This window comes from Sphaerisporangium sp. NBC_01403 (assembly GCF_045040145.1).
Classification (GTDB): Bacteria; Actinomycetota; Actinomycetes; order Streptosporangiales; family Streptosporangiaceae; genus Sphaerisporangium; species Sphaerisporangium viridialbum.
In genome coordinates this window covers 2,092,345-2,112,496 of record NZ_CP109534.1, presented here as the reverse complement: position 1 = coordinate 2,112,496, position 20,152 = coordinate 2,092,345, and the positions used below count along the sequence as shown (strand labels likewise).

21 protein-coding genes are annotated in these 20,152 nt (G+C 71.1%); 5 read left to right on the top strand and 16 right to left on the bottom strand.

The features are described 5' to 3' along the window. Nucleotides 1–66: 66 nt before the first annotated feature. Both OG589_RS09135 and OG589_RS09130 read right to left on the bottom strand, forming a co-directional pair. On the bottom strand, nucleotides 67–1,425 hold the full coding sequence (locus OG589_RS09135) for a multidrug effflux MFS transporter (protein ID WP_405147859.1): 1,359 nt from the start codon (nucleotides 1,423–1,425) through the stop codon (nucleotides 67–69). A 141-nt stretch (nucleotides 1,426–1,566) separates the two neighbouring features. After that, on the bottom strand, nucleotides 1,567–2,346 hold the full coding sequence (locus OG589_RS09130; RefSeq protein WP_405147857.1) for a VOC family protein: 780 nt from the start codon (nucleotides 2,344–2,346) through the stop codon (nucleotides 1,567–1,569). Nucleotides 2,347–2,616: 270 nt separating this feature from the next. On the opposite strand from OG589_RS09130, the gene OG589_RS09125 reads away from it, so the two are divergent. The 3 genes from OG589_RS09125 (at nucleotide 2,617) to OG589_RS09115 (ending at nucleotide 5,344) form a co-directional block, all read left to right on the top strand. Continuing rightward, nucleotides 2,617–3,531 carry an ABC transporter ATP-binding protein gene (locus tag OG589_RS09125; protein WP_405147855.1) on the top strand — a complete coding sequence of 305 codons (915 nt, stop codon included), beginning with the start codon at nucleotides 2,617–2,619 and terminating at the stop codon, nucleotides 3,529–3,531. A 124-nt stretch (nucleotides 3,532–3,655) separates the two neighbouring features. Further along, on the top strand, nucleotides 3,656–4,369 hold the full coding sequence (locus tag OG589_RS09120) for an ABC transporter permease (protein WP_405151995.1): 714 nt from the start codon (nucleotides 3,656–3,658) through the stop codon (nucleotides 4,367–4,369). A gap of 63 nt (nucleotides 4,370–4,432) precedes the next feature. Next, a complete protein-coding gene (locus tag OG589_RS09115; RefSeq protein ID WP_405147853.1) occupies nucleotides 4,433–5,344 on the top strand; it encodes an EamA family transporter in 912 nt (303 codons plus the stop codon). 16 nt (nucleotides 5,345–5,360) lie between these two features. Here OG589_RS09115 and OG589_RS09110 read toward each other — a convergent pair whose 3' ends face one another. After that, the gene (locus OG589_RS09110) at nucleotides 5,361–5,855 is read right to left on the bottom strand and encodes a beta-class carbonic anhydrase (RefSeq protein WP_405147851.1); all 495 of its coding nucleotides are present in this window, start codon (nucleotides 5,853–5,855) and stop codon (nucleotides 5,361–5,363) included. A 145-nt stretch (nucleotides 5,856–6,000) separates the two neighbouring features. On the opposite strand from OG589_RS09110, the gene OG589_RS09105 reads away from it, so the two are divergent. Further along, on the top strand, nucleotides 6,001–6,891 hold the full coding sequence (locus OG589_RS09105; protein WP_405147849.1) for a TIGR03854 family LLM class F420-dependent oxidoreductase: 891 nt from the start codon (nucleotides 6,001–6,003) through the stop codon (nucleotides 6,889–6,891). A 20-nt stretch (nucleotides 6,892–6,911) separates the two neighbouring features. Here OG589_RS09105 and OG589_RS09100 read toward each other — a convergent pair whose 3' ends face one another. From OG589_RS09100 to OG589_RS09090, 3 genes are all read right to left on the bottom strand, one after another. Beyond that, nucleotides 6,912–7,259 carry a GntR family transcriptional regulator gene (locus tag OG589_RS09100; protein ID WP_405151994.1) on the bottom strand — a complete coding sequence of 116 codons (348 nt, stop codon included), beginning with the start codon at nucleotides 7,257–7,259 and terminating at the stop codon, nucleotides 6,912–6,914. Between the two features lie 140 nt (nucleotides 7,260–7,399). Next, entirely contained in the window at nucleotides 7,400–8,311 is a 912-nt protein-coding gene (locus OG589_RS09095) for an SDR family NAD(P)-dependent oxidoreductase (protein WP_405147847.1), read from the bottom strand. Continuing rightward, a complete protein-coding gene (locus OG589_RS09090; protein WP_405147846.1) occupies nucleotides 8,308–8,661 on the bottom strand; it encodes a nuclear transport factor 2 family protein in 354 nt (117 codons plus the stop codon). Before OG589_RS09090 ends, OG589_RS09095 begins: the two co-directional genes overlap by 4 nt. 106 nt (nucleotides 8,662–8,767) lie before the next feature. Between OG589_RS09090 and OG589_RS09085 the strand changes: the two genes are divergently transcribed. Next, nucleotides 8,768–9,280, top strand: coding sequence for a winged helix-turn-helix transcriptional regulator (locus OG589_RS09085; protein ID WP_405147844.1), 513 nt, complete (start codon nucleotides 8,768–8,770; stop codon nucleotides 9,278–9,280). Between the two features lie 425 nt (nucleotides 9,281–9,705). On the opposite strand, the gene OG589_RS09080 is transcribed toward OG589_RS09085, so the two are convergent. The 10 genes from OG589_RS09080 to OG589_RS09035 all read right to left on the bottom strand — a co-directional run bounded on the left by OG589_RS09080 (nucleotide 9,706) and on the right by OG589_RS09035 (nucleotide 20,136). Continuing rightward, the gene (locus OG589_RS09080) at nucleotides 9,706–9,948 is read right to left on the bottom strand and encodes a DUF397 domain-containing protein (RefSeq protein ID WP_405147842.1); all 243 of its coding nucleotides are present in this window, start codon (nucleotides 9,946–9,948) and stop codon (nucleotides 9,706–9,708) included. Between the two features lie 23 nt (nucleotides 9,949–9,971). Beyond that, complete coding sequence (locus OG589_RS09075) at nucleotides 9,972–10,298, bottom strand: Scr1 family TA system antitoxin-like transcriptional regulator (protein WP_405147841.1); 327 nt, start codon at nucleotides 10,296–10,298, stop codon at nucleotides 9,972–9,974. 224 nt (nucleotides 10,299–10,522) lie between these two features. Beyond that, nucleotides 10,523–10,831 carry an FCD domain-containing protein gene (locus OG589_RS09070; RefSeq protein WP_405151993.1) on the bottom strand — a complete coding sequence of 103 codons (309 nt, stop codon included), beginning with the start codon at nucleotides 10,829–10,831 and terminating at the stop codon, nucleotides 10,523–10,525. Between the two features lie 108 nt (nucleotides 10,832–10,939). Continuing rightward, nucleotides 10,940–14,434 (bottom strand): WD40 repeat domain-containing serine/threonine protein kinase, encoded by a 3,495-nt coding sequence (locus OG589_RS09065; RefSeq protein WP_405147839.1) that lies wholly within the window; start codon nucleotides 14,432–14,434, stop codon nucleotides 10,940–10,942. Nucleotides 14,435–14,848: 414 nt separating this feature from the next. Beyond that, on the bottom strand, nucleotides 14,849–15,337 hold the full coding sequence (locus OG589_RS09060) for a hypothetical protein (protein ID WP_405147837.1): 489 nt from the start codon (nucleotides 15,335–15,337) through the stop codon (nucleotides 14,849–14,851). A 266-nt stretch (nucleotides 15,338–15,603) separates the two neighbouring features. After that, nucleotides 15,604–16,278 carry a GntR family transcriptional regulator gene (locus tag OG589_RS09055; protein WP_405147835.1) on the bottom strand — a complete coding sequence of 225 codons (675 nt, stop codon included), beginning with the start codon at nucleotides 16,276–16,278 and terminating at the stop codon, nucleotides 15,604–15,606. 49 nt (nucleotides 16,279–16,327) lie between these two features. After that, nucleotides 16,328–17,269 (bottom strand): ornithine cyclodeaminase family protein, encoded by a 942-nt coding sequence (locus tag OG589_RS09050; protein WP_405147833.1) that lies wholly within the window; start codon nucleotides 17,267–17,269, stop codon nucleotides 16,328–16,330. After that, the gene (locus OG589_RS09045; protein WP_405147831.1) at nucleotides 17,266–18,330 is read right to left on the bottom strand and encodes a proline racemase family protein; all 1,065 of its coding nucleotides are present in this window, start codon (nucleotides 18,328–18,330) and stop codon (nucleotides 17,266–17,268) included. Before OG589_RS09045 ends, OG589_RS09050 begins: the two co-directional genes overlap by 4 nt. 125 nt (nucleotides 18,331–18,455) lie before the next feature. Then, complete coding sequence (locus tag OG589_RS09040) at nucleotides 18,456–19,169, bottom strand: ABC transporter ATP-binding protein (RefSeq protein WP_405147829.1); 714 nt, start codon at nucleotides 19,167–19,169, stop codon at nucleotides 18,456–18,458. Beyond that, nucleotides 19,156–20,136, bottom strand: a complete 981-nt coding sequence (locus OG589_RS09035; RefSeq protein ID WP_405147827.1) for an ABC transporter ATP-binding protein — start codon at nucleotides 20,134–20,136, stop codon at nucleotides 19,156–19,158. Before OG589_RS09035 ends, OG589_RS09040 begins: the two co-directional genes overlap by 14 nt. Nucleotides 20,137–20,152 lie beyond the last annotated feature (16 nt).

Sequence of the window (20,152 nt, the reverse complement as noted above, 5' to 3'; positions counted from 1 at the left end):
CCTTCCCGGCACACAACTGGATGTCCGGGTTGCCCGCATGCGGTTAGTCACGCAGGTAAGGCTTACCTAACCTGCGGAAACGTCCCTGGACGGCCTCCCGGCCGCGTCCCCCTCGGAGTCCAGGGGCAGCCCGTCCCCCACCACGGCGGGAACGACCGGAGCGGCCCGGACATTCCGCGGAGCGGGGGCTGTCCTGCCGCCGAGCACCAGGAAGGCCACCAGGGCCGCCGCGGTCAGCCCGGCCATGAGCAGGGCCATGGGAAGCGCCGAACCGGATCCGCCGAGACCCACGAGCGGAGCGGCCACGGCCCCCAGCGCGAACTGCAGTACCCCGAGGAGGGCGGAGGCGCTGCCCGCGACCTGCGGAGCCTGGCCCGCCAGCGCCAGCGCGCCCGAGCCGGGCAGCGACAGGCCCACGCCGCACATCAGCACGAACAGCGACACGACCACCGCGGCCAGCCCGAGGCCGGCGGCGACTCCCGCCACCAGGCCGGCGGCGCCCGCGAGGCTCACCAGCAGGCCGGCGAGCACCAGGGCCGCCGGGGACACCCGTCCGGCGAGCCGCCCGCCCACCTGCGCCATCAGGGTGAGGCCCAGCGCGTTGAGGCCGAAGATCAGCGAGAAGCCGGTGGGCGACACCCCGTAGATCTCCTGGAGCACGAACGGCGACCCGGAGATGTAGGCGAACATGCCGGCGAAGCCGAGCCCGCCGGACAGGGCGCCCGCCATGAAGGAGCGGTCGCGGACCAGGAGGCCGAACGTCGAGACGGTGTGCCGCAGGCCGCCGCCGCTCCGCTCCCGCGCGGGGAGGGTCTCCCGCACGCCCAGCAGCACGGCGAGCAGGAGGAGCAGCCCGGCCACGCTGAGGGTGACGAACACACCCCGCCAGGAGGTCACCACCAGCAGCTGGGCGCCCGCGACCGGGGCCACGATGGGGGCGAGGCCGCTGACCAGCATCAGCGTGGCGAAGATCCGGGTGATGGCGGGACCGTCGTACAGGTCGCGGACGACCGCGCGCACGATCACCAGCGCCGCGCCGCCCGCGATGCCCTGGAGCAGGCGTAGCCCGATCAGCGCGTTCACCGAGGGCGCGAAGGCGCACAGCAGCGAGGTCAGCGCGTAGGCGGCGACGCCGGCGAGCAGCGGAACGCGCCGCCCGCGCACGTCGCTCAGCGGTCCGGCGATCACCTGCCCCACGGAGACCCCGATGAGGCACGCGGTCAGCGTGAGCTGGACCTGGGCGGCCCCGGTGAGCATCTCCCCCCGGATGGCGGGCAGCGCGGGCAGGTACATGTCGATGGACAGGGGACCGATCGCCGACAGCGCCCCGAGGATCAGCAGGAGCAGGCCCCTTCGCCGCCCCTTACCCGCCTTACCGTCACCTGAGGCCTCGACGGCCTCGTCCTGCTGGATGGTCACGGTCATGCGGTCCCCTTCAGGCGTGTGAGTGCTCGAACAGCCCACAGGGGCCAAGGGGACATGAACCAAATTAAAGACTACTTAATTCCCATATAAAGATTATTTTTCGGCATCGACGCACGCGGCGGCATGGATCAAACCGGTCGGCTAGTGGGTGGGCTTGAGGGTGATGGCGGCGAAGACGGCGCCGAGGGGGTCGGCGATGATGGCGTACCGTCCCGCCGGGAGGTCCTCGGGACGCTGGAGGATCCTGCCGCCACGGTCCTCGGCGAGGGCCGCCACGACGTCGCAGTCGGAGACGGCGAAGAACACCAGCCACCGCGCCTGGACCTCGGCGGGGAACCTGTCGCCAATCGCCGTCATGCCGGCGACCGGCCTGCCGTCCGCCAGCCATTCGGTGTACTCCACGCCCGTGGCGCCGGTGGCGCTACGGGACCCCCAGCCGAAGACCGCCGGGTAGAACGCCTTGGCCTCCACGACGTCACGGCAGTCCAGCTCGTTCCAGCAGTACGCGACCGGTTCGTCGACGAGCTGGGCGCCGTAGTGCCTGCCGGGCTGCCAGACCATGAACGTCGCCCCCGCCGGGTCCTGGAAGACCGCCATGGTGCCCTCGTCGAAGACCTGGACGGGCCCGACGGCGACGCGCCCTCCCGCCTCCTTGACCCTCTCGGCGACGGACTCGGCGTCGCCGGTGGCGATGTAGGTGTTCCACGCCGAGGGGACGTCCTCGCCGAACGTCGGCCCGATGCCCGCCACGAGCTTGCCGCCCTGCCGGAACCGGCCGTACCCGCCCGAGTCGGGGTGGGGGTCGAACTCCGCCCGCCACCCGAACAGCCCCTCGTAGAAGGCCACCGACGTGCCGAGGTCGGTGCTCGAAAGGTCCACCCAGCAGGGCACGCCGGGCTTGTAACCGGTACGCGTCGGCATGCCGGGCCTCCTTGTCGGCGGATGTCGCGTCGCTCGCCCATGCCGTCGGCGCCCGCTCGCGTCTCGCTCGGATGCCCGCCGGAGACCGCGCCCGCCGGGGCGGACGTGGTCGCGCGGCACGGGACACGGCCAGGGTCACACGGGAAGGGAGGCGCGGGAGGGGCCGGCGACGCGCCTTGGCGGGAGGCGCTCCCAACCTTTACCGCCACGCGGCACGGGGGCCGTGGTCCGCCGAAGGAACCACGCGGCGCGGTCCCTAAACTCGTCACCATGGACTCCCCAGCCGTCGCGCTCACCGACCTGGTCAAGCGATACGGCCGCACTGTCGCGATCGACGGTCTGACCATGAACGCCGAGCGTGGCGCGGTCACCGCGATCCTCGGGCCCAACGGCGCCGGGAAGACCTCCACGGTCGAGATCTGCGAGGGGTTCAGGAGGGCCGACGGCGGCACGGTGCGGGTCCTCGGCCTCGACCCGATACGCCAGGCGGCCGAGCTCAAGCCGCGCATCGGCGTGATGCTCCAGTCCGGCGGCGTGCCTCCGGCGATCCGCGCGGGCGAGTGGCTGCGGCTGGTATCCCGGTTCCACGCCCACCCCCTCGACCCCGGCGCCCTTCTCGAACGGCTCGGCCTCACCGAGCACGCCCGCACGCCGTACCGCCGCCTGTCCGGAGGGCAGCAGCAGCGGCTGTCGCTCGCCGCCGCCGTCATCGGCCGCCCTGAGCTGGTCTTCCTCGACGAGCCCACCGCCGGGCTCGACCCGCAGGCCAGGCACGCCTGCTGGGACGTCGTCGCCGAGCTGCGCGCCCGCGGGGTGTCGACGGTGCTGACCACCCACCACATGGACGAGGCCGAGAAGCTCGCCGACAAGGTCGTCATCATCGACCGCGGCACGGTGGTCTCCGAGGGAAGCCCGCAGTCGCTCACCGGCGCCGAGAGGCAGCTGCGCTTCCGCGCGCGCCCCGGGCTCGATCTCGACGAGCTGCTCACCGCGCTGCCCACGGGAAGCGCCGCCAAGGAGTCGCCGAGCGGCCACTACGTCATCGAGGGCCACGTCGGCCCCGAGCTCCTCGGCACCGTCACCGCCTGGTGCGCGGCCGAGGGCGTCACCGCCGACGACCTCAGCGTGGAGCGCCGCACCCTGGAGGACGTCTTCCTGGAACTCACCGGAAGGGAACTCCGATGACCGCCGTCCCCAGTCCTTCATGGAAGACCGCCGTCCCCGGCCGTACGGGGATGGGGAACGGAGAACCGCGGTGACCGCCGCCCTCGACTTCACGCCCTCGCCCGGGGCGGCGCCCCTGCCGCGCATGGTGCTCGCCCAGGCCGGCGCCGAGGTGCGGGCCGTGCTGCGCAACGGGGAGCAGCTCCTGCTCACGCTGATCATCCCGATCCTGGTGCTGGTCGGGTTCTCGGCCGCGCCGCTGCTTGAGGTGCCGGGCAGGCGCATCGACTTCGTGGCGCCCGGCGTGCTCGCGCTCGCGATCATGTCCACGGCCTTCACGGGGCAGGCGATCGGCACGGGGTTCGAGCGGCGGTACGGGGTGCTCAAACGCCTCGGGGCCACTCCCCTGTCGCGTTCCGGGCTGATGCTCGCCAAGACCCTCGCGGTGATCACCGTGGAGGTGCTCCAGATCGTCGTCATCGCCGCCGTGGCGCTCGCGATGGGCTGGCACCCTCAGGGCGACCCGCTGTGGGCGCTGATCCTGATCCTCGCCGGCACGGCCGCCTTCAGCGGGCTGGCGCTGCTCATGGCGGGAACGCTGCGCGCCGAGGCCACCCTGGCCGCCGCCAACCTGGTCTACCTGGTGCTGCTCGGCCTCGGCGGCGTGGTCGTCCCGGTCACCGCGTTCCCGCACGCCCTACGTGCCGTCGTGGAGCTGCTGCCGATCACCGCGCTGACCGATGGGCTGCGCTCAGTGCTCGCCCACGGCGGCGGGCTCCCGATCAGGGACCTGCTCGTGCTGCTGGTCTGGGCGGCCGTTACCCTCGGTCTGGCCTCCCGCACCTTCCGCTGGGAGTGACGTAGACCCCCGGCATCCCCCCGACCGCACCAGCGCGTGCGAGGAACGCGAGAAGAACCCCCGATGACGCTGCCGTCGATCTCCGCGTCCGCCGGGCCGTACCGCCCGGACCGCGTCCGGCCAGGAGCCTTCGTGCGGACGGCCGCCGGCGCCGTGCCCCCGTCCGGGCTGGTGGTGCTGGCGATCCTGTCGGTCCAGATCGGCGCGGGCCTGGCCAAGAACCTCTTCACGCAGCTTCCGCCGAGCGCCGTGGTGTTCCTGCGCATCGCGGCGGGGGCGGTGATCCTCGGGGTCGTGGCCCGGCCCCGGCTGCGCGGCCTGACCCGGCGTGACCTCGCCGTCGGCGTCGCGTTCGGCGTGACGCTCGGCGTGATGAACCTCGCGTTCTACGAGGGGCTCGCCCGGCTGCCGATGGGCATCTGCGTGACCATCGAGTTCCTCGGCCCGCTCGGGGTGGCGGTCGCGGCCTCGCGCCGCCGGCTGGACCTGCTGTGGGTGGTGCTGGCCGCCGCCGGCATCCTGCTGCTGGCGCCCTGGGGCGACAGCGGCGGCCTGAGCTGGGTCGGCATCGGCTTCGCGGCGCTGGCGGGCGCCTGCTGGGCCGGGTACATCCTGCTGTCGTCCGCCGCAGGCGGGCGCTTCCCCGGGACGACCGGGCTGTCCTTCGCCATGATCGTCGCGGTCGTCGTCATCGCGCCGGTCGGCGTGGTGACCGGCGGCTCCGGGCTGCTCAGCCCGGAGCTGATCCTGCTGGGCGCGGGCGTCGGCCTGCTCTCCTCGGTGATCCCCTACAGCCTGGAGCTGGAGGCCCTGCGCAAGATGCCCAAGCGCGTCTTCAGCATCCTGATGAGCCTGGAGCCGGCGGCGGCCGCCCTGGTCGGCCTCATCGTCCTCGGGGAGATCCTGAACGTCCGCGAGTGGGCGGCCATCGGCTGCGTGGTCATCGCCTCCGTGGGCGCCACCCGTATGTCCTGACCTCCCGCCGTGGGCGTCAGGCCTTGACCTCGCGGAGGCGGCCGGTCTCCACCTCGTAGACGAAGCCCCGCACGGACTCCCTGTGCGGGATGAAGGGATCGGCCTTGATGCGGCCGATCGACTGGACGACGTCCTCGTCGGGGTCGGTGAACGCCTCGGCCGACCAGTCGGGCTTGATCCCCGTCTCGGCCTCGATCGCGCTCTTGAAGCCGTCGTCGGTGAAGGTGATCATGCCGCAGTCGGTGTGGTGGATGAGGATGATCTCCCGGGTGTCGAGCAGCCGCTGGCTGATGGCGAGGCTGCGACGCTCGTCGGCGGTGACCACCCCTCCCGCGTTGCGGATCACGTGCGCGTCGCCCTCGGACAGGCCGAGGAGCCCGTACACGTTGAGGCGCGCGTCCATGCACGCCAGGACGGCCACTCCCTTGGCCGGAGGAAGCGGGAGATGACCCTTGTCGAAGGTCGCCGCGTAGCGCTCGGCGTTGGCGAGGAGTTCATCGGTGACGCTCATGTGAGCCTCCGAAGTCGTTGGACGGTTCACCCTCTGACGTACTCGACCAGGTTTCCCCTCATTACCTACCGAGTCAATGGGATTACGGGAAGTAAACCCGGTGGGCGGCCTGAGTTCGCTGAATGGACTGTGGTCGAATGGGCGCATGAAGGTTCGGATCGGGATCGCTCCCCCACCGGGCGACGGCGCCGGCCGGTTCGCGGAGACGGTCGACCGCGCCGAGGCCGCCGGCGTGGATTCACTGTGGCTGGCGGAGATCGTCTTCGGCTCGTCGGTCGAGCCCTTCGTCGGGATGGGCTACGCGCTCGCCCGCACCCGGCGGCTGAAGGTCGGCACCGGCGTCGCCATCCTGCCCGGGCGCAATCCCGTGCTCGTCGCCAAGCAACTCGCGTCGCTGGCCGCGCTCGCCCCCAAGCGGGTCCTGCCCGCCTTCGGCCTCCAGCCCGCCCGGCCGGAGGAGAAGGAGCTCTTCCCGGTGCCCGGCGGTTCCCGTGGCGCGGTGTTCGACGAGTCGATGGAGCTGCTCAGGCTCCTGCTGCGCGAGGAGGGCCCGGTCACCTTCAAGGGCCGCTTCCACAGCGTCCAGGACGCCGAGATCGGCCCGCGACCGGCCAAGCCGCTGGACATCTGGCTCGGCGGCAGCGGCCCCGTCGCCCTGCGCCGCGTCGGGCGGCTCGCGGACGGGTGGCTCGCCAGCTTCCTCACCCCCGAGGAGGCCGGAGCCGGCCGGGAGACCATCGAGGCCCACGCCGCCGAGGCCGGACGCGAGATCGAACCCGACCACTTCGGCATCAGCCTGCCCGTAGCCGCCACGGCCATCCCGGACGAGCTGACCGCCGCGCTGCTGCGCCGCCGTCCCGGCGCCGACCCCGCCACCCTCGTCCCCGTGGGTGGCGGGGTCGGCGCCCGCGACCTCATCCAGCGGTACGTCGCCGAAGGCATCACCAAGTTCGTCGTACGCCCCGCCCAGGGCCCCGTGGACATCGGCCCCTGGCTGGACGACTTCACCCGCGAGCTGATGCCGCTGCAGAACTGAGCCGCGTTCCCGCCGGCGGGTCACTCGGGGCGGTCGGCCCAGATGCCGCGGATGTGTTGGATGTGGTGGTCCATGATGGTCCTGGCGGCGTCGGCGTCGCCGCGTACCAGGGCGTCCAGGATGGCGACGTGCTCGCGGGCGGAGTCGGCGAGGGTGCCCCGTTCCGACATCTTCTTCAGGCCGTACAGCCGGGCGCGGTATCTCAGGTCGCGGGCGATCTCGACCAGGTGCGCGTTCCCGGCGAGCGCCAGCAGCTCCACGTGGAAGCGCAGGTCGGCGTTGACGTAGGCGAGCAGGTCACCGCGTTCCACCGCTGCCCGCAGGGCCTGGACTTCTTGGCCGTGCTGCTTCTTCTCTAGGTGAGTGATCTGGCTGGTCAGGGCGGCTCACCCCCACGGACATGGGGAGGACTTGTCCAGGGATGCGAACTGCTCCGGGAACACCGGCTCACCCCCACGGGCGTGGGGAGGACCCGGACCTGTGGGTGCAGGTCAGCGCGTGGGACGGCTCACCCCCACGTGGGGGTGAGCCGGTGTGGCAGCTCTTCACGGGTGACCAGGACGAGTCCTCCCCAGGCCCAGGGGGGGGAGCCGTCCACGGAACGGGAGACGTCCTCGTTGGCGCGGACTTCGGTGAGCGTGGACTCCAGATCGCCGATCACCGCGTCGTATCCGGCGCTCCCGAGCACCAGGCGGTGGGGCGGGTCGTCCCGGTTGATCGCGGCCACCACGGCCCGCGCTCCCTTGAGGGGGTCACCGGGCTGGTTGCCGTCCTGCTCGATCATGGACGCGCGGACGCTCTCCAGCATGGGCCGATAGTCCTCGTCGCTCTCCCGCACCGGCTCGCCGGCGAACCCGGCGTAGGCGCGGGTGCGGAACGCGCCCGGCTGGACGGCCAGCACCTTCACGCCCAGCGGTGCCACCTCCTGGCGCAGGACGTGGGTCATGCCCTCGACGGCGTGCTTGGCCGCGGTGTAGTGACCGAAGCCGAGGACTCCTGTCAGCCCGGCGACAGAGGAGATGTTGATGATCCAGCCGCGGCGCCGCGCGCGCTTGCCGGGCAGGACGGCACGGGTGACCGAGAGGACGGCGAAGAAGTTGAGCTCGAACAGGTGCCTGACGGCCGCGTCGTCCATGCCCTCCACTGAGCCGTACCAGCCGCGTCCCGCATTGTTGACCAGAACGTCTATGCCGCCGAAGTGCGCCTCGGCGGCGGCGACGGCCTGGTGGACCTGCTGGGTGTCGGTGACGTCGAGCCGGAGCACCAGCACTCGGTCGCCGTGAGGCTCGACCCAGTCGCGCAGTTCCTCGGGCCTGCGGGGGGTCAGGGCGACGCGGTCACCAGACTCCAGGGCCGCGTCGGCGAAGGCCACGCCGAACCCGCCGGGCGTGCCTCCGGTGATGAACCAGGTCCTGTTCATGGCTCGATGACCAGGTGCTGGATGAGGCCGCCACGCAGGGTGATTCGGAAGCGCAGGTCCACGATGCCCCCGGGAAAGTCGCCCGCCAGCTGCTGCGTGACGGTGTAGTCGCCCTCGCCGGACTGCTCGGCGGCGAGCGGCGTGATCGTGTAGGTATAGGCGCCGGCGGAACGGTTCATCCACGCGGCGATGGCGCTGTGCCCGGTATGGGTGTGCCCGTCGTCGTCCACCGTGGCGTCGGCGGCGAACAGATCGAGTTGGGCCGCGATGTCGTGGTCGCGGTGGGCGGTGAGATAGGCGGTGATGGGGCCGGGCAGCGCGTCAAAGGCGATCGCACGGTTTGCAGGCATGGCATGCCCCTCTCATATCGATGGTGGACTCGCGCGGGAACACCCGTGACTGCTAAAATGCAAGCAACTAACTTCGATATTAGCAGTAACAAGAGGAGGGTTGTCCATGCCGGTCCGGACCAGGCAAGAAGACCGCGAGTGCCCGCTGTCCGCCACCATCGAGCACATCGGCGAGTGGTGGACCCTGTTGCTCCTGCATGACGCCTTCGACGGCTACACCCGCTTCGACCAGTTCCAGGAGAACCTGCGCATCTCCTCCAGCATGCTCACCAGCCGCCTCAAGTCTCTGGTCTCCGACGGCATCCTGGAGCGCCGCCCATACCAGACGAACCCGGTGCGCCACGAGTACGTGCTGACCGAGCTGGGCCTTTCGCTGCGCCCGGTCATCGTCGCGATGGCCGCCTGGGCGAACGCCCGCTTGGCGCCCGAGGAACGAAGCATGATCCTTGTCGACGCCGCCACTGGACAGGAGGTCGAGCCCGTCGTGATCGATGCCAAGACCGGCCGCCGCCTGGACGACAGCCGCGCCTACGTCTTCACCGCCGGCCCGGCCGCGGGTCCCGCCATGCGCGCGCGCTACAGCCCGGGCGCAAACTGGATCACGGCGCCCGCCGGATGAGACGGCACTGCCGGGTCACTCGGGGCGGTTGGCCCAGATGCCGCGGATGTGGTGGATGTGGTAGTCCAGGATGGGTCCTGGCGGCTTCTTTAGGTGAGTGATCTGACAACGCCGTTCCTCGGCTCACCCCCACGGGCGTGGGGAGGACACTCGCCCAGCACCGAGAAAGCGTGCCGCACCCACCCCCACGTGGGGGTGAGCCGCACCTAATTGGAGGTTGGTGGGACCCGGTCAAGTCCTCCCACGCCCGTGGGGGTGAGCCGGTGCCGCACCATGGTCCGCAGCGCCGATCGTCGTCCTCCCCCACCCGCGGAGGGACCCGGCCAGCAGACCATGGCGGGCACCGGTGGGGGCGCGCCGCACGTAAGGGGGCGATCACACACTTGTTTTGGATCAGGGCCACAACCGGCCCCTGACGTACCGCGTCAGGTTGGAATGAGGTTGGTGAAGTCGAATTCGCCAGCACGCACTCCCGAGATGAAGGCCCCCCACTCGGTGCGGGTGTAGATGATCGCGGGTCCCTCAGGGTGCTGACTGTGCCGTACGGCGATGCGACCGGTGCCGTCCAATACAGGGCCGGCCTCGACGCAGTCTCCTCCACCGCCATCGGCGCTGAAGGTGCTGACGTGCCAGGCGACATGGAGAGGGCGAGCGTCGGAAGTAGGCATGAGGGCGGCTCCGTCCCCGGACGTCAGCCAAGCTCCTCGGCGACCGACGCGATCAGCTCGACCGACTTATCCGTTTCAAGTGCATCACGGTGGATTCCGTCGAACTTGAGCATAAGCCTCGCGGCCTTTTCCGCCTCTACGTAGATCGCGCCCGCAGGACTTGAGATGTAGGCGACCGCTGGGTACGGTTCCGGCAACTCGTAGATCTTGAACGATCCATCCGGGCTGGCATGGGCGCCACTCGATTGCGGAAGCACCCTGACCTCGATGTTCGCCTGCCGGCCGGCGTCGACAAGGCGGCCGAGTTGGCGGCGCATGACTTCCGGTCCGCCCACCGAGCGGCGCAGCACCGCTTCATCCAGTACGACGACCAGGTGCGACCGGCCAGATGGCCAGCGGTTCCGTAACCTGCCGATCCCACCCTTCGTACACACCGATCAGATCCTCGAATCAGACGAAGACCGCTGGCTGCCTGGACCCAGGTCCCTCACGCAGAGGTCCACGAAGCTCTATGCCAAGGATGGGCACCAGCGAGATCAGTCGCGATTTGCTCTAGACCAAGGCCGAGTCGGGGTCACTCGGGGCGGTCGTCGGCCCAGATGCCGCGGATGTGTTGGATGTGGTGCTCCATGATGGTTCTCGCGGCGTCGGATTCGCCGCGTACCTCAGGGCGGCGGAGGATGGCGACGTGCTCGCGGGCGGAGTCGGCGAGGGTGCCACGTTCGGACATCGTCTTCAGGCCGTACAGCCGGGCGCGGTATCTCAGGTCGCGCGCGATCTCGACCAGATGCGCGTTGCCGGCGAGCCCCAGCAGCTCCACGTGGAAGCGGAGGTCGGCGTTGACATAGGCCAGCAGGTCGCCGCGCTCCGCCGCCGAGACGATCTCCTCGGCGACCGCCGGAGCACCTCGAAGTCGTCCGCGGGGGCGTCGTCCGGCAGCGGGCCCACGCCGTAGGCCGTCGTCGATCAGAATCGTGACGAGCTAAGGGCCTTACGGGCACGGGTCGCTGTATGGGACGCCCGGAAGGTACTTCTGCCACTCGGCCTCCGTCAGCGTACGGCCGGCCCGCGCGCACACAGCCGCCGCGATACGCGACGGGTCGACGGGGATGTCCCGCAGGACGCCCTCGGCGTCGATGGTGTGGAGCACCGAGCCGCCGGAGTCGAAGGCCGCCGACCTGAGGTCGGCGTCGCCACCGCGGAACGGCGAGCCGAGCTTGCGGGGGGTGGCGACGTCCCACAGTTGCACGTTCGAGCCGGTGTCGACGGACGCCGTCACGTCGCCCTTCGGGGAGAAGAAGATGTGGCTCACCCCGTCGGAGCGCACGTTCGGCCCGCGTCTCCGCCCGGTGCGCACGTCCCAGAACGAGAGCCCTGCGACGGAATCGATGGCCACGGTGTTCCCGTCCGGGCTGAAGGCGAGCGTCACCAGCGGGTCCCGGAGGCGTTCCGGGCCGAGGGCCGGACCCGACTCCCGTCCCGTGGAAAGATCCAGCAGCCGGTTGGAGGGGCCTTCGACCTCGGCGGCCATCGTGGTGCCGGGGCGGAACACGACCGCGACATCGTTGTGAAGGTCGATCGACCCGCTCCAGCGGCCACGCCGCAGGTCCCACAGGAGGAGCCGGCCGCGCCCCTCCTGATCGTCACCGGTGGCCGTGGACGCGCCCACGGCCAGCAGAGAGCCGTCGGCGTTCATGGCGAGGGAGTGCGGATACCAGTCTCCGGTCAGCTTGATGCTCGCGACACGCGTGCCCTTCTGGGTGTCCCACACGCTCACGGCTCCCTCGTTCGAGCCGTCGACGGATGCCAGGAGCCGTCCGTCGCCGCTGAACGTGGGCTGAGGGTCCAGGCTGTCCCCGCTGCTGAGCCGTATCGGCGAGCCGAAGGTCCGGTGCCGCGCGACGTCCCAGAGCACCAGTGACCGGGAGCTTTCGCCGTGTGTCACGAGAAGGCGGCCGTCCGGGCTGAACACCGCGGTATCGGGTGCCGGGCCGGGAAGCCTTACCGGATTGACGATGTCGGAGATGTCGACGTCCACCACCATGTTGTCGGTGAGGAAGCGCAGCGTCGTGCCGTCGAAGCCGGCGTCTTCCGGCGCATCAGGGTAGGTCAGCAAGGTGTCGCCGTCCGCGACCCGGATGAGCCGCACGTTGGTCGCCCCTTCGGCCAGCATGAAGCGTCCGTCCGAGCTGAACCGGATACGACCGCCATTCGAGTCCCATCCCACGCCGGGCTGATTCGGGAGGGATCGTCCGGTACGTACGTCGACAAGGGAGATACCCGAGGTGGTGCCGCAGGCCAGGGTATGTCCGTCGGGACTGAACGCCACCGCCACCGCGTTCCTGGCGCAGGTCTCGGAGTCGTGCCACCGCCGCGCCACCGGCTCGCCCCCGGGAAGCCGCAGGAGGCGGAAATGGTTCCGCGCGTCGATGAGGGTGACGGCGACCAGGTCGCCGGCCGGGCTGAAGGCGGTGTCCGCGATCGGAGCGCCGCCGCCACTGACGATCGCGCCGGTCCGGGTGTCCCACAGCGAGGCGCCCTGCCCCTCGTGGATCGTCAGCCACCGGTCGCTCAACCCGTAGGTGACGTCGTGGAAGTTCTGCTGCGCCACCAACGTGTGTCGCGCCATGGGACGTCCGGTCGTCGTGTCCCACACCTCGACCGTGCGGCCCGCCACGATGGCGAGGTAGCGGCCGCCGGCACTCAGGGCGATCCCTCGGAACGTCTGCTCGCCGATCTTCGGGTCGTCCCATCCGCCGATCCGCCTGCCGCCCGGCAGAGCGTAGACACGCACGCCTCGGCGGGACACGCTGACGAGCCTGCGTCCGTCGAGTGTGATCTGCCGTATCGTCCCGCCGAGCGAGTCGGGGTCGGTGAACGTGGTGCGTTCACGTTGCGTCCAGGCGTTCTGCAAGGCCGCCCGGGTCTCCGGGAGGGGGGCGAGGCGCCACGCGGCGACGCTGAGGAGCATGGCGTGTGCCGGATCGGTGGCGCGCATGGTCTCGGCGTCGGCCGCGACCTTGCCGGCCATGGCGGCGTCGCGCTGGGCGGCGACCACGGTCCTCTGCTGCAGGGTCATACCGGCGAGGACGAGAGCGAGGACGAGCAGGGTGGCGAGGGCGACGGTGACCATGCGGCGCCGCCTGGTGCGATGGCGGGTTGCCGCGTTGCAGGCGTCGAGGAAGTCGCGCTCGCGTTTGCTCAGGGTGAGGTGGCGGCGCCCCGCGGCGGCCCAGTTGAGTGAGCTTTCCAGGCGGCTGCCCTGGAAGACGTCTCCTTCGCGGCGTCCGTGGTCGTGCCAGTGCCGGGCGGCCGCGTGGATCATGTCGTGGACGGGCAGGCCGTCGTACTCGTCGCGCACCCATGCCCGCAGCCGTGGCCAGGCCTGTACGACGGCCGGCCGGGCGAGGACGATGTCGTCGCCGCGGATGGTGAGCACATGGGAGAACACGTCCAGGATGCGCTGCAGCCCGGCTTCGGTCTCCGGTGTTCGCCCCTCGAAAAGCTCCTCCCGGGACAGCGCGCGCGTGGTGACCTCACCGGCGTCGCCGATCCTCAGGAGCCTGAGGAACAGGTCGGGGACGAGGTTGCGCTCGGTGGGGCCGAGGAACCCGTAGGCGTCTTCGGCCAGGGTACCGAGGGCCGGATCGGCCAGTGTGTCCCGTCCGAGGAGTCCGGCTTCCGCGCTGCCCATGCTGAGCAGCTCGGTGTGGGTGCCCTGGAACCCGGTGATCAGCCCGAGAAGAAGCTCCCGTGCCGTCGGCCGGGCGAGCGGGTCCTTGGCCAGGGCCACGGAGACCAGGGGGCGTAGTGATCGCGGGAGGGTGCTGAGGTCGGGGTCGGTGGCCAGAACGCGGTGCATGACGGCGCCGAGGCTTTCGGCTTTGAACGGGTCGTCGCCGTCGGCGGCGTAGAGGACGATGGCCCCCCAGGAGAACACGTCCGCGGGTGCGCCCGCCCGCTGGCCGGTGAAGACTTCGGGTGCCATGTAGGTGGGGGTGCCGGTGACGAGGCCGGTGGTGGTGAGCGACATCTCGAGGGTGCGCGCGACGCCGAAGTCGATCACCCGGGGCCCGTCGGGGCCCAGGAGCACGTTGTCGGGTTTCAGGTCGCGGTGGATGACGCCGGCGTCGTGAATGGCGGTCAGGGCCGTGGCGACGGCGGTGGCCAGGCGGTGCAGGTCGTCGCCCATGAAGGGGCGTCCGTCCATGACGGCGCGGCGCAGGCTGGGTCCTTCGACGTATTCGCTGACGATGTAGGGCTTGGGCGCGTCCAGATCGACCGCGAGCACGCGGGCGGTGCAGAAGGAGGCGACCCGTTGCGCGGCGGAGGCCTCCCTGCCGAACCGGGAGCGCAGATCAGGGTCGCTGGCGGCGTCGCCGTGCAGCACCTTGATGGCCACCCGGGTGCCTTCGGCGTCGTAGGCCTCATAGACCACTCCCTGGCCTCCGGCTCCCAGCCGTCCGGCCAGCCAGAAATCCCCCAACCGGGAAGGATCCCCATCAAGCAGGGCTGAAGCCAACGCCATGCGCCAACCCCCATATCTGATCACTTACGTCCTTAGACGCCGGCTACGCCCGCGAAGTTCTGCCGAACCGCATACGGCACGAAGCCGACGCGCGGCTGCGGTCGCTGGTGCAGCGGTTGGGCGAGGTCGGGCTGACCGGCGCCGAGCGCAGCCGGGTGAAGTCGATGCCGCGTCCAGAGTGAGCACCGGCCGGCGCACGGTTGGTCCGCGCCGGCGATCTGGTGCCCGCCCGTGAGGATCCCGAGGCGTCTCACACATGAAGGGCAGCGCGTGAGACGCCTCGTCACCGCCGGCGGGGATCAGTGGTGCTGTTCACCGGTTCATCCATCCGAAGCTGGACCGGTTACCCGGCCAAGGCTGCCTAAAGGGCAACTAGCAGCGGGTCCGCCAGGTGGAGGAGGTCTTGAGCCCGACGCGGGAGTAGTTTCTCCCGTTCCAGCCGTAGACGCTCGCCACGGTTCGCCAGGTGTACCACCCGAAGCTCTTGCACTTGGCCCTCGGATGAGCTGTCCCGGCCCCCCAGAGAGTTTTCGTCTGCCGGCCGTCCCAGCCCCACGCGCGCTTCTGCTGCAGTTCGATCTCGATGAAGCCCCTACCGGCGCCCAGGCCGTTGCTGCAGGTGGCACCTCCCTGGCCCACCACGTGCCACTTTCCGCCGATCTTCTGACCGTAGGGCTTGCCGATCCACATGCAGGTGCCGAGCTGCCGCACTGACTGCGATTGAGACGCCGGGCCCTGCACGCTCGTGCGGGTCTCGGGGGTCGCAGCGTTCGCCGGAGCGGTCGCCGTCGCGAGCATGCCGACGGAGGCGGTCGTGACGAGGGCCAACGCGGCCAGCGAGTAACGCGGGCGGATGGTCATGATCGTCTTCCTCTCTTGTCGTGCCTTGTGGTGCTCAGTGAGAGGAAGGTAGGTCGGCTCGTGTTGAGGAATTGTTGAGGCAGTGCTTAGACCTGTCCGTCAGACCGGCGCGCTGAGAAGGACATCGGAATCAGTTCGCGTGCCCCAGGCCCTGTACAGGGACAGGAGTCGCCGAAAGACAGCGCCCCGAACCTCCGGACACGCGGCCGCACAGGCGACCCAGGCGCCGGCGGAAGACCGACCTGGCACCAAGCGCCAGGTCGGGGTCACTCGGGGCGGTCGGCCCAGATGCCGCGGATGTGTTGGATGTGGTGGTCCATTACGGTCCTGGCGGCGTCCGCGTCGCCGCTGACCAGGGCGTCCAGGATGGCCAGGTGCTCGCGGGCGGAGTCGGCGAGGGTGCCCCGCTCGAACATCGTCTTCAGGCCGTACAGCCGGGCGCGGTATCTCAGGTCGCGCGCGATCTCGACCAGATGCGCGTTGCCGGCGAGCCCCAGCAGCTCCACGTGGAAGCGGAGGTCGGCGTTGACATAGGCCAGCAGGTCGCCGCGCTCCGCCGCCGAGACGATCTCCTCGGCGACCGGCCGGAGCACCTCGAAGTCGTCCGCGCGGGAGGCGTCGGCCAGGCGCGCCACGGTGGGCACCTCAAGGAGCCTGCGGATCTCGGTGAGCTCGTCCAGGTCGCGCTCGGACAGCTCGGTGACCCGGAACCCCTTGTTGGGCACCGCCTCGACCAGGCCCTCCTTGGCCAGGTCGAGCATCGCCTCGCGCACGGGGGTGGCGGACACGCCGAACTGCGCGGCGAGCACCGGGGCGGAGTAGACGACGCCGGGGCGCATCTCGGCGGCGACCAGGGCGTCACGCAGGGCCTGCGCCACCTGCTCACGAAGGCTCTGGCGCCCGGCCATGACCGGCAGGTCGAGCCTGCCCTCCTCGCTCACGCCGCACCCCGCGCGGACCCGCTCGCCATGCCGGCATCTCCTCCCGGGCTCATCGGCCCGCCCACGCGTCGTGGGCGGCGGCCGCCACGACCAAATCCTCCCAGGCCATGCCCACGCTCTTGAACACGCGAGGCCCCGGGCCGGGCTGGACGGCGCCGTTCACCAGGTCCGCGAGGCCGCCCGCCAGATGGTCCTCGCCGATCAGCCCCGACCGGATCGGCATGATGACATCCCCGGCCTCCGCCAGCGCTGCCGTACGGGACTCGACCACCACGGTGGCACGGGCGACGAGCTCGCCGTCGATCTCGCGGGCGTCCGGCTCGTGCGAGCCGACCGCGACGACGAGGGCGCCGTCGGCCACCAGCGCGCCGGGGAACAGCGGCTCCCGCGCACTCGTGCAGCACGCGATCACATCCGCCCCCGCCACGGCATCGGCCACCCCCACCGCCGGGACCACCTTCGCCGTCAGGCCGAGGGCGGAGCAGTGGGTGACCAGGTCATGGGCCCTGGCCGGATTCCGGGCGACGACGGTGACGTGCTCGATGGGCCGTACGGTGCGGAGCGCCTCGACGTGGGCCCATGCCTGCGGCCCGGTGCCGAAGACGGTGAGCGACCGCGCGTCCGGCCGGGCCAGGTGCCGTACGGCGAGCGCCGAGACGGCCGGAGTGCGCAGCGAGGTGAGCGCGACGCCGTCCATGGCGGCCAGCGGGGTCAGGGTTGCGCCGTCGAGCAGCAGGTAGGTGCCCTGGATCCGGGGAAGCCCCCTGCCGGGGTTCGCCGGGGCGACGCTCGCCACCTTTATCCCCGCATGGCGGCCGTACGCGGCGGGCATCAGCAGCAACTGCCCGGCGGGCACGTCCACGACCGGGCGGCGCGGGCCCTCCTCAGGGTCGAGGCCGCCGAGGAGCGCCTCGGAAAGCGCCCTCACGGCATGCTCCATCGGCACCAGGCGCCGCAGGGTGTCCCCGTCGATGTACGGCAGCACGCTCATCGCAGCGTGAACCCCGGGCCCACGGGATCGCGGGGGTCGAGGACGAACCGGTGCGAGCCGGTGCGGTACGCCATCCCGGTGATCTCCGGGATCACCGCGTCGCCGCGCACCTCGGCGACCCTTCCGGTGAACGTGGTGCCGACGATGCTGTCGTGCGTCAGCTCGCCGGTGAACCCGTCCGCGTGCAGCAGGGCGAGCCGCGCGGCCGTCCCCGAGCCGCACGGGGAACGGTCCACCTCGCCGTCCGCGAACACGGTGACGTTGCGCTGGTGGCCGGGGCCGAGCTCGTCGTAGAAGATCACTCCATAGATGCCGGAGAGCCGGTCGTCGGTGGGATGCCGGGCGGCCGGGTGGTCCCTGAGCGCCGCCTTGACGGCGCGTCCGAGGGCGATGAGGTCGGTCAGGTGACGCGGCTCCACACTCAGCCCGAAGGCCCCCGCCGGAAGTGATGCGTACATCGCCCCGCCGTAGGCGATATCGACCGCGACCTCGGCCGCTCCTCGGGTGGCTCCCGAGACGTGGATGGCTTCCGCGGCTCCGGTTCCAGCGGCTCCTGGTGCTCCGGTACGGGCGGCGGTGGGGATGATTATCGGGACGTTCCGGGCGGTGACGTGGGAGGGGACGTTCCGGAAGGTCACCGACTCGATCACCCCGCCCGAGCAGTGGACCCGTGCCGTGACCCGGCCGGACGGAACGTCCACGACCACGTCGGTGTCCCCGTCGGAATCGGCTTGGACGAGGCCGGACTCCACCGCGTGGACGCCCAGCGCGATCGTGCCGTGCCCGCAGGCCGTGGAGTAGCCGTCCTTGTGCCAGAACAGCACCCCCAGGTGGGCGCCCGCGTCGTCCGGCGGTACGAGGAAGCACCCGTACATGTCGGCGTGGCCGCGCGGCTCGTGGCAGAGCAGCCTGCGTACGCGGTCGATCTCGGGCGCGGAGGCGTTCGTCCGGCGTTCCAGCACCGTGGCGCCGGGAATCTCCGGAACCCCTGCCGTGACGATACGGAACGGCTCGCCACCGGTGTGGTAGTCGATCGTCCGGACCTCGGTCTCCCCGCCCATGCCCCAAACCCCGCCGCTCCGTGGTGCCGTACCGGTTCCCCGCGTCGTGCCTGTCCCGGCAGTCGTACCGGTTCCTCGCGTCGTACCGGTTCCTCGCGTCGTGCCGGTCCATGTCCTGCTATCCATCAGACGCCGCCCAGGTAGGCCTCGACGACGCGGGAGTCTCCGCGCAGCTCGGCCGAGGAGCCGCCGAGCACGCACTCGCCGTTCTCGATCACGTACCCCCGGTGGGCGATCTTGAGCGCCGCCTTGGCGTTCTGCTCGACGAGCAGCACCGAGACGCCCTCGGCGTTCACCTCGCGGACCAGCTCCATGACGGACGCGACCACCAGCGGCGCGAGGCCCATCGAGGGCTCGTCCAGCAGGAGCAGCCGTGGCCCGGAGACCAGGGCGCGGCCGATCGCGAGCATCTGCTGCTCGCCGCCGGACAGCGTGCCGCCCTGCTGCGAACGCCGCTCGGCCAGGCGCGGCAGCAGGGAGTACACCCGGTCGACGCGCTTGCGGATCTCGCCCTTGTCGCGGACCAGGTAGCCGCCGATCTGGAGGTTCTCGTGCACCGTCAGCGTGCTGAAGACCCGGCGCCCCTCGGGGACGTGCACCAGCCCGGCGCGGACGATGGCCTCGGGCCTGGCCCGGGTCACGTCCGCGCCGTCGAAGACGATCTTGCCGGAGGTCGGGCGTACGAGCCCGGACACGGCGGAGAGCGTGGTCGTCTTGCCGGCGCCGTTGTTGCCGAGCAGCGCGACGATCTCGCCTTCCCTGACGGTGAGCGACATCCCCCGCAGGGCGTGCACGCCGCCGTAGTGGACGTCGAGCGCCTCGACCTCAAGCGCCGCCATCGCGGCCTCCCCCCGCCTTGGTCCCCGTCTCCGTGCCCGCGTCCGTCTCCGTGCCCGGGTCCACCTCCGTCTCCGTGACGGTCTCCGCTTCCGTGCCCGTCCCGGTGCCCGCTTCGGCGCCCGGGTCCGTCTCCGCTCCCGCGCCCGTCTCGGTTTCCGTGTCCGTGCGCGTCTCTGTGTACGCGTCCGCGTCGGCGTCGGGGTGCTCGTCGTCCTTGCCCAGATAGGCCTCGATGACGGCGGGGTCGCGGCGGACGTTCTCGGGGCGGCCGTCGGCGATCTCGCGGCCGAAGTTGAGCACGATCACGCGCTCGGACACCTCCATGACCAGCCCCATGTCATGCTCGATCAGCACGGTGGCGATGCCCAGCTCGCGGATCCGGCGGATCAGGTCGAGCATCTCGGCCTTCTCACCGTGGTTGAGCCCGGCCGCCGGCTCGTCGAGCAGCAGCAGCCCCGGCCTGCGGGCCAGGGCGCGGGCGATCTCCACCCGGCGCTGCTCGCCGTACGGCAGGAAGCGCGCCTCGCCGAACCGGTCCCCGCGCAGGCCGACGAAGTCCAGCCAGTGGTGGGCCTGCTCGGTGCACTCGCGCTCGGTACGGCGGTAGCGCGGGGTGTGCAGCAGCGCGTCGATGAAGTTCTGCCTGAGCCACAGGTGGGCCCCCGCGCGGACGTTGTCGAGCACGGACATCTCACCGAACAGCCGCAGGTTCTGGAACGTCCGCGCCACGCCGAGCCCGGCGATCCTGGACGGCCGCAGGCCGGTGATCTCACGGCCCGACAGGACGACGCGCCCTGCGGTGGGCCGGTAGAACCCGGTCACGCAGTTGAAGGCGGACGTCTTCCCCGCGCCGTTCGGCCCGATCACCGAGACGATCTCGGCCTCCCCGACCGTGAAGGACAGGCCGTCGATGGCGAGCAGGCCGCCGAAGGAGAGCCTCAGGTCCTCGACCGACAGCAGGGTCACGAGCCGGCCCCTCTCG

Coding starts and splice junctions, on each gene's coding strand:
- OG589_RS09135 (WP_405147859.1), bottom strand. CDS start 1,425: ATGACCGTGACCATCCAGCAGGACGAGGCCGTCGAGGCCTCAGGTGAC.
- OG589_RS09130 (WP_405147857.1), bottom strand. CDS start 2,346: ATGCCGACGCGTACCGGTTACAAGCCCGGCGTGCCCTGCTGGGTGGAC.
- OG589_RS09125 (WP_405147855.1), top strand. CDS start 2,617: ATGGACTCCCCAGCCGTCGCGCTCACCGACCTGGTCAAGCGATACGGC.
- OG589_RS09120 (WP_405151995.1), top strand. CDS start 3,656: ATGGTGCTCGCCCAGGCCGGCGCCGAGGTGCGGGCCGTGCTGCGCAAC.
- OG589_RS09115 (WP_405147853.1), top strand. CDS start 4,433: ATGACGCTGCCGTCGATCTCCGCGTCCGCCGGGCCGTACCGCCCGGAC.
- OG589_RS09110 (WP_405147851.1), bottom strand. CDS start 5,855: ATGAGCGTCACCGATGAACTCCTCGCCAACGCCGAGCGCTACGCGGCG.
- OG589_RS09105 (WP_405147849.1), top strand. CDS start 6,001: ATGAAGGTTCGGATCGGGATCGCTCCCCCACCGGGCGACGGCGCCGGC.
- OG589_RS09095 (WP_405147847.1), bottom strand. CDS start 8,311: ATGAACAGGACCTGGTTCATCACCGGAGGCACGCCCGGCGGGTTCGGC.
- OG589_RS09090 (WP_405147846.1), bottom strand. CDS start 8,661: ATGCCTGCAAACCGTGCGATCGCCTTTGACGCGCTGCCCGGCCCCATC.
- OG589_RS09085 (WP_405147844.1), top strand. CDS start 8,768: ATGCCGGTCCGGACCAGGCAAGAAGACCGCGAGTGCCCGCTGTCCGCC.
- OG589_RS09080 (WP_405147842.1), bottom strand. CDS start 9,948: ATGCCTACTTCCGACGCTCGCCCTCTCCATGTCGCCTGGCACGTCAGC.
- OG589_RS09060 (WP_405147837.1), bottom strand. CDS start 15,337: ATGACCATCCGCCCGCGTTACTCGCTGGCCGCGTTGGCCCTCGTCACG.
- OG589_RS09050 (WP_405147833.1), bottom strand. CDS start 17,269: ATGAGCGTGCTGCCGTACATCGACGGGGACACCCTGCGGCGCCTGGTG.
- OG589_RS09045 (WP_405147831.1), bottom strand. CDS start 18,330: ATGGGCGGGGAGACCGAGGTCCGGACGATCGACTACCACACCGGTGGC.
- OG589_RS09040 (WP_405147829.1), bottom strand. CDS start 19,169: ATGGCGGCGCTTGAGGTCGAGGCGCTCGACGTCCACTACGGCGGCGTG.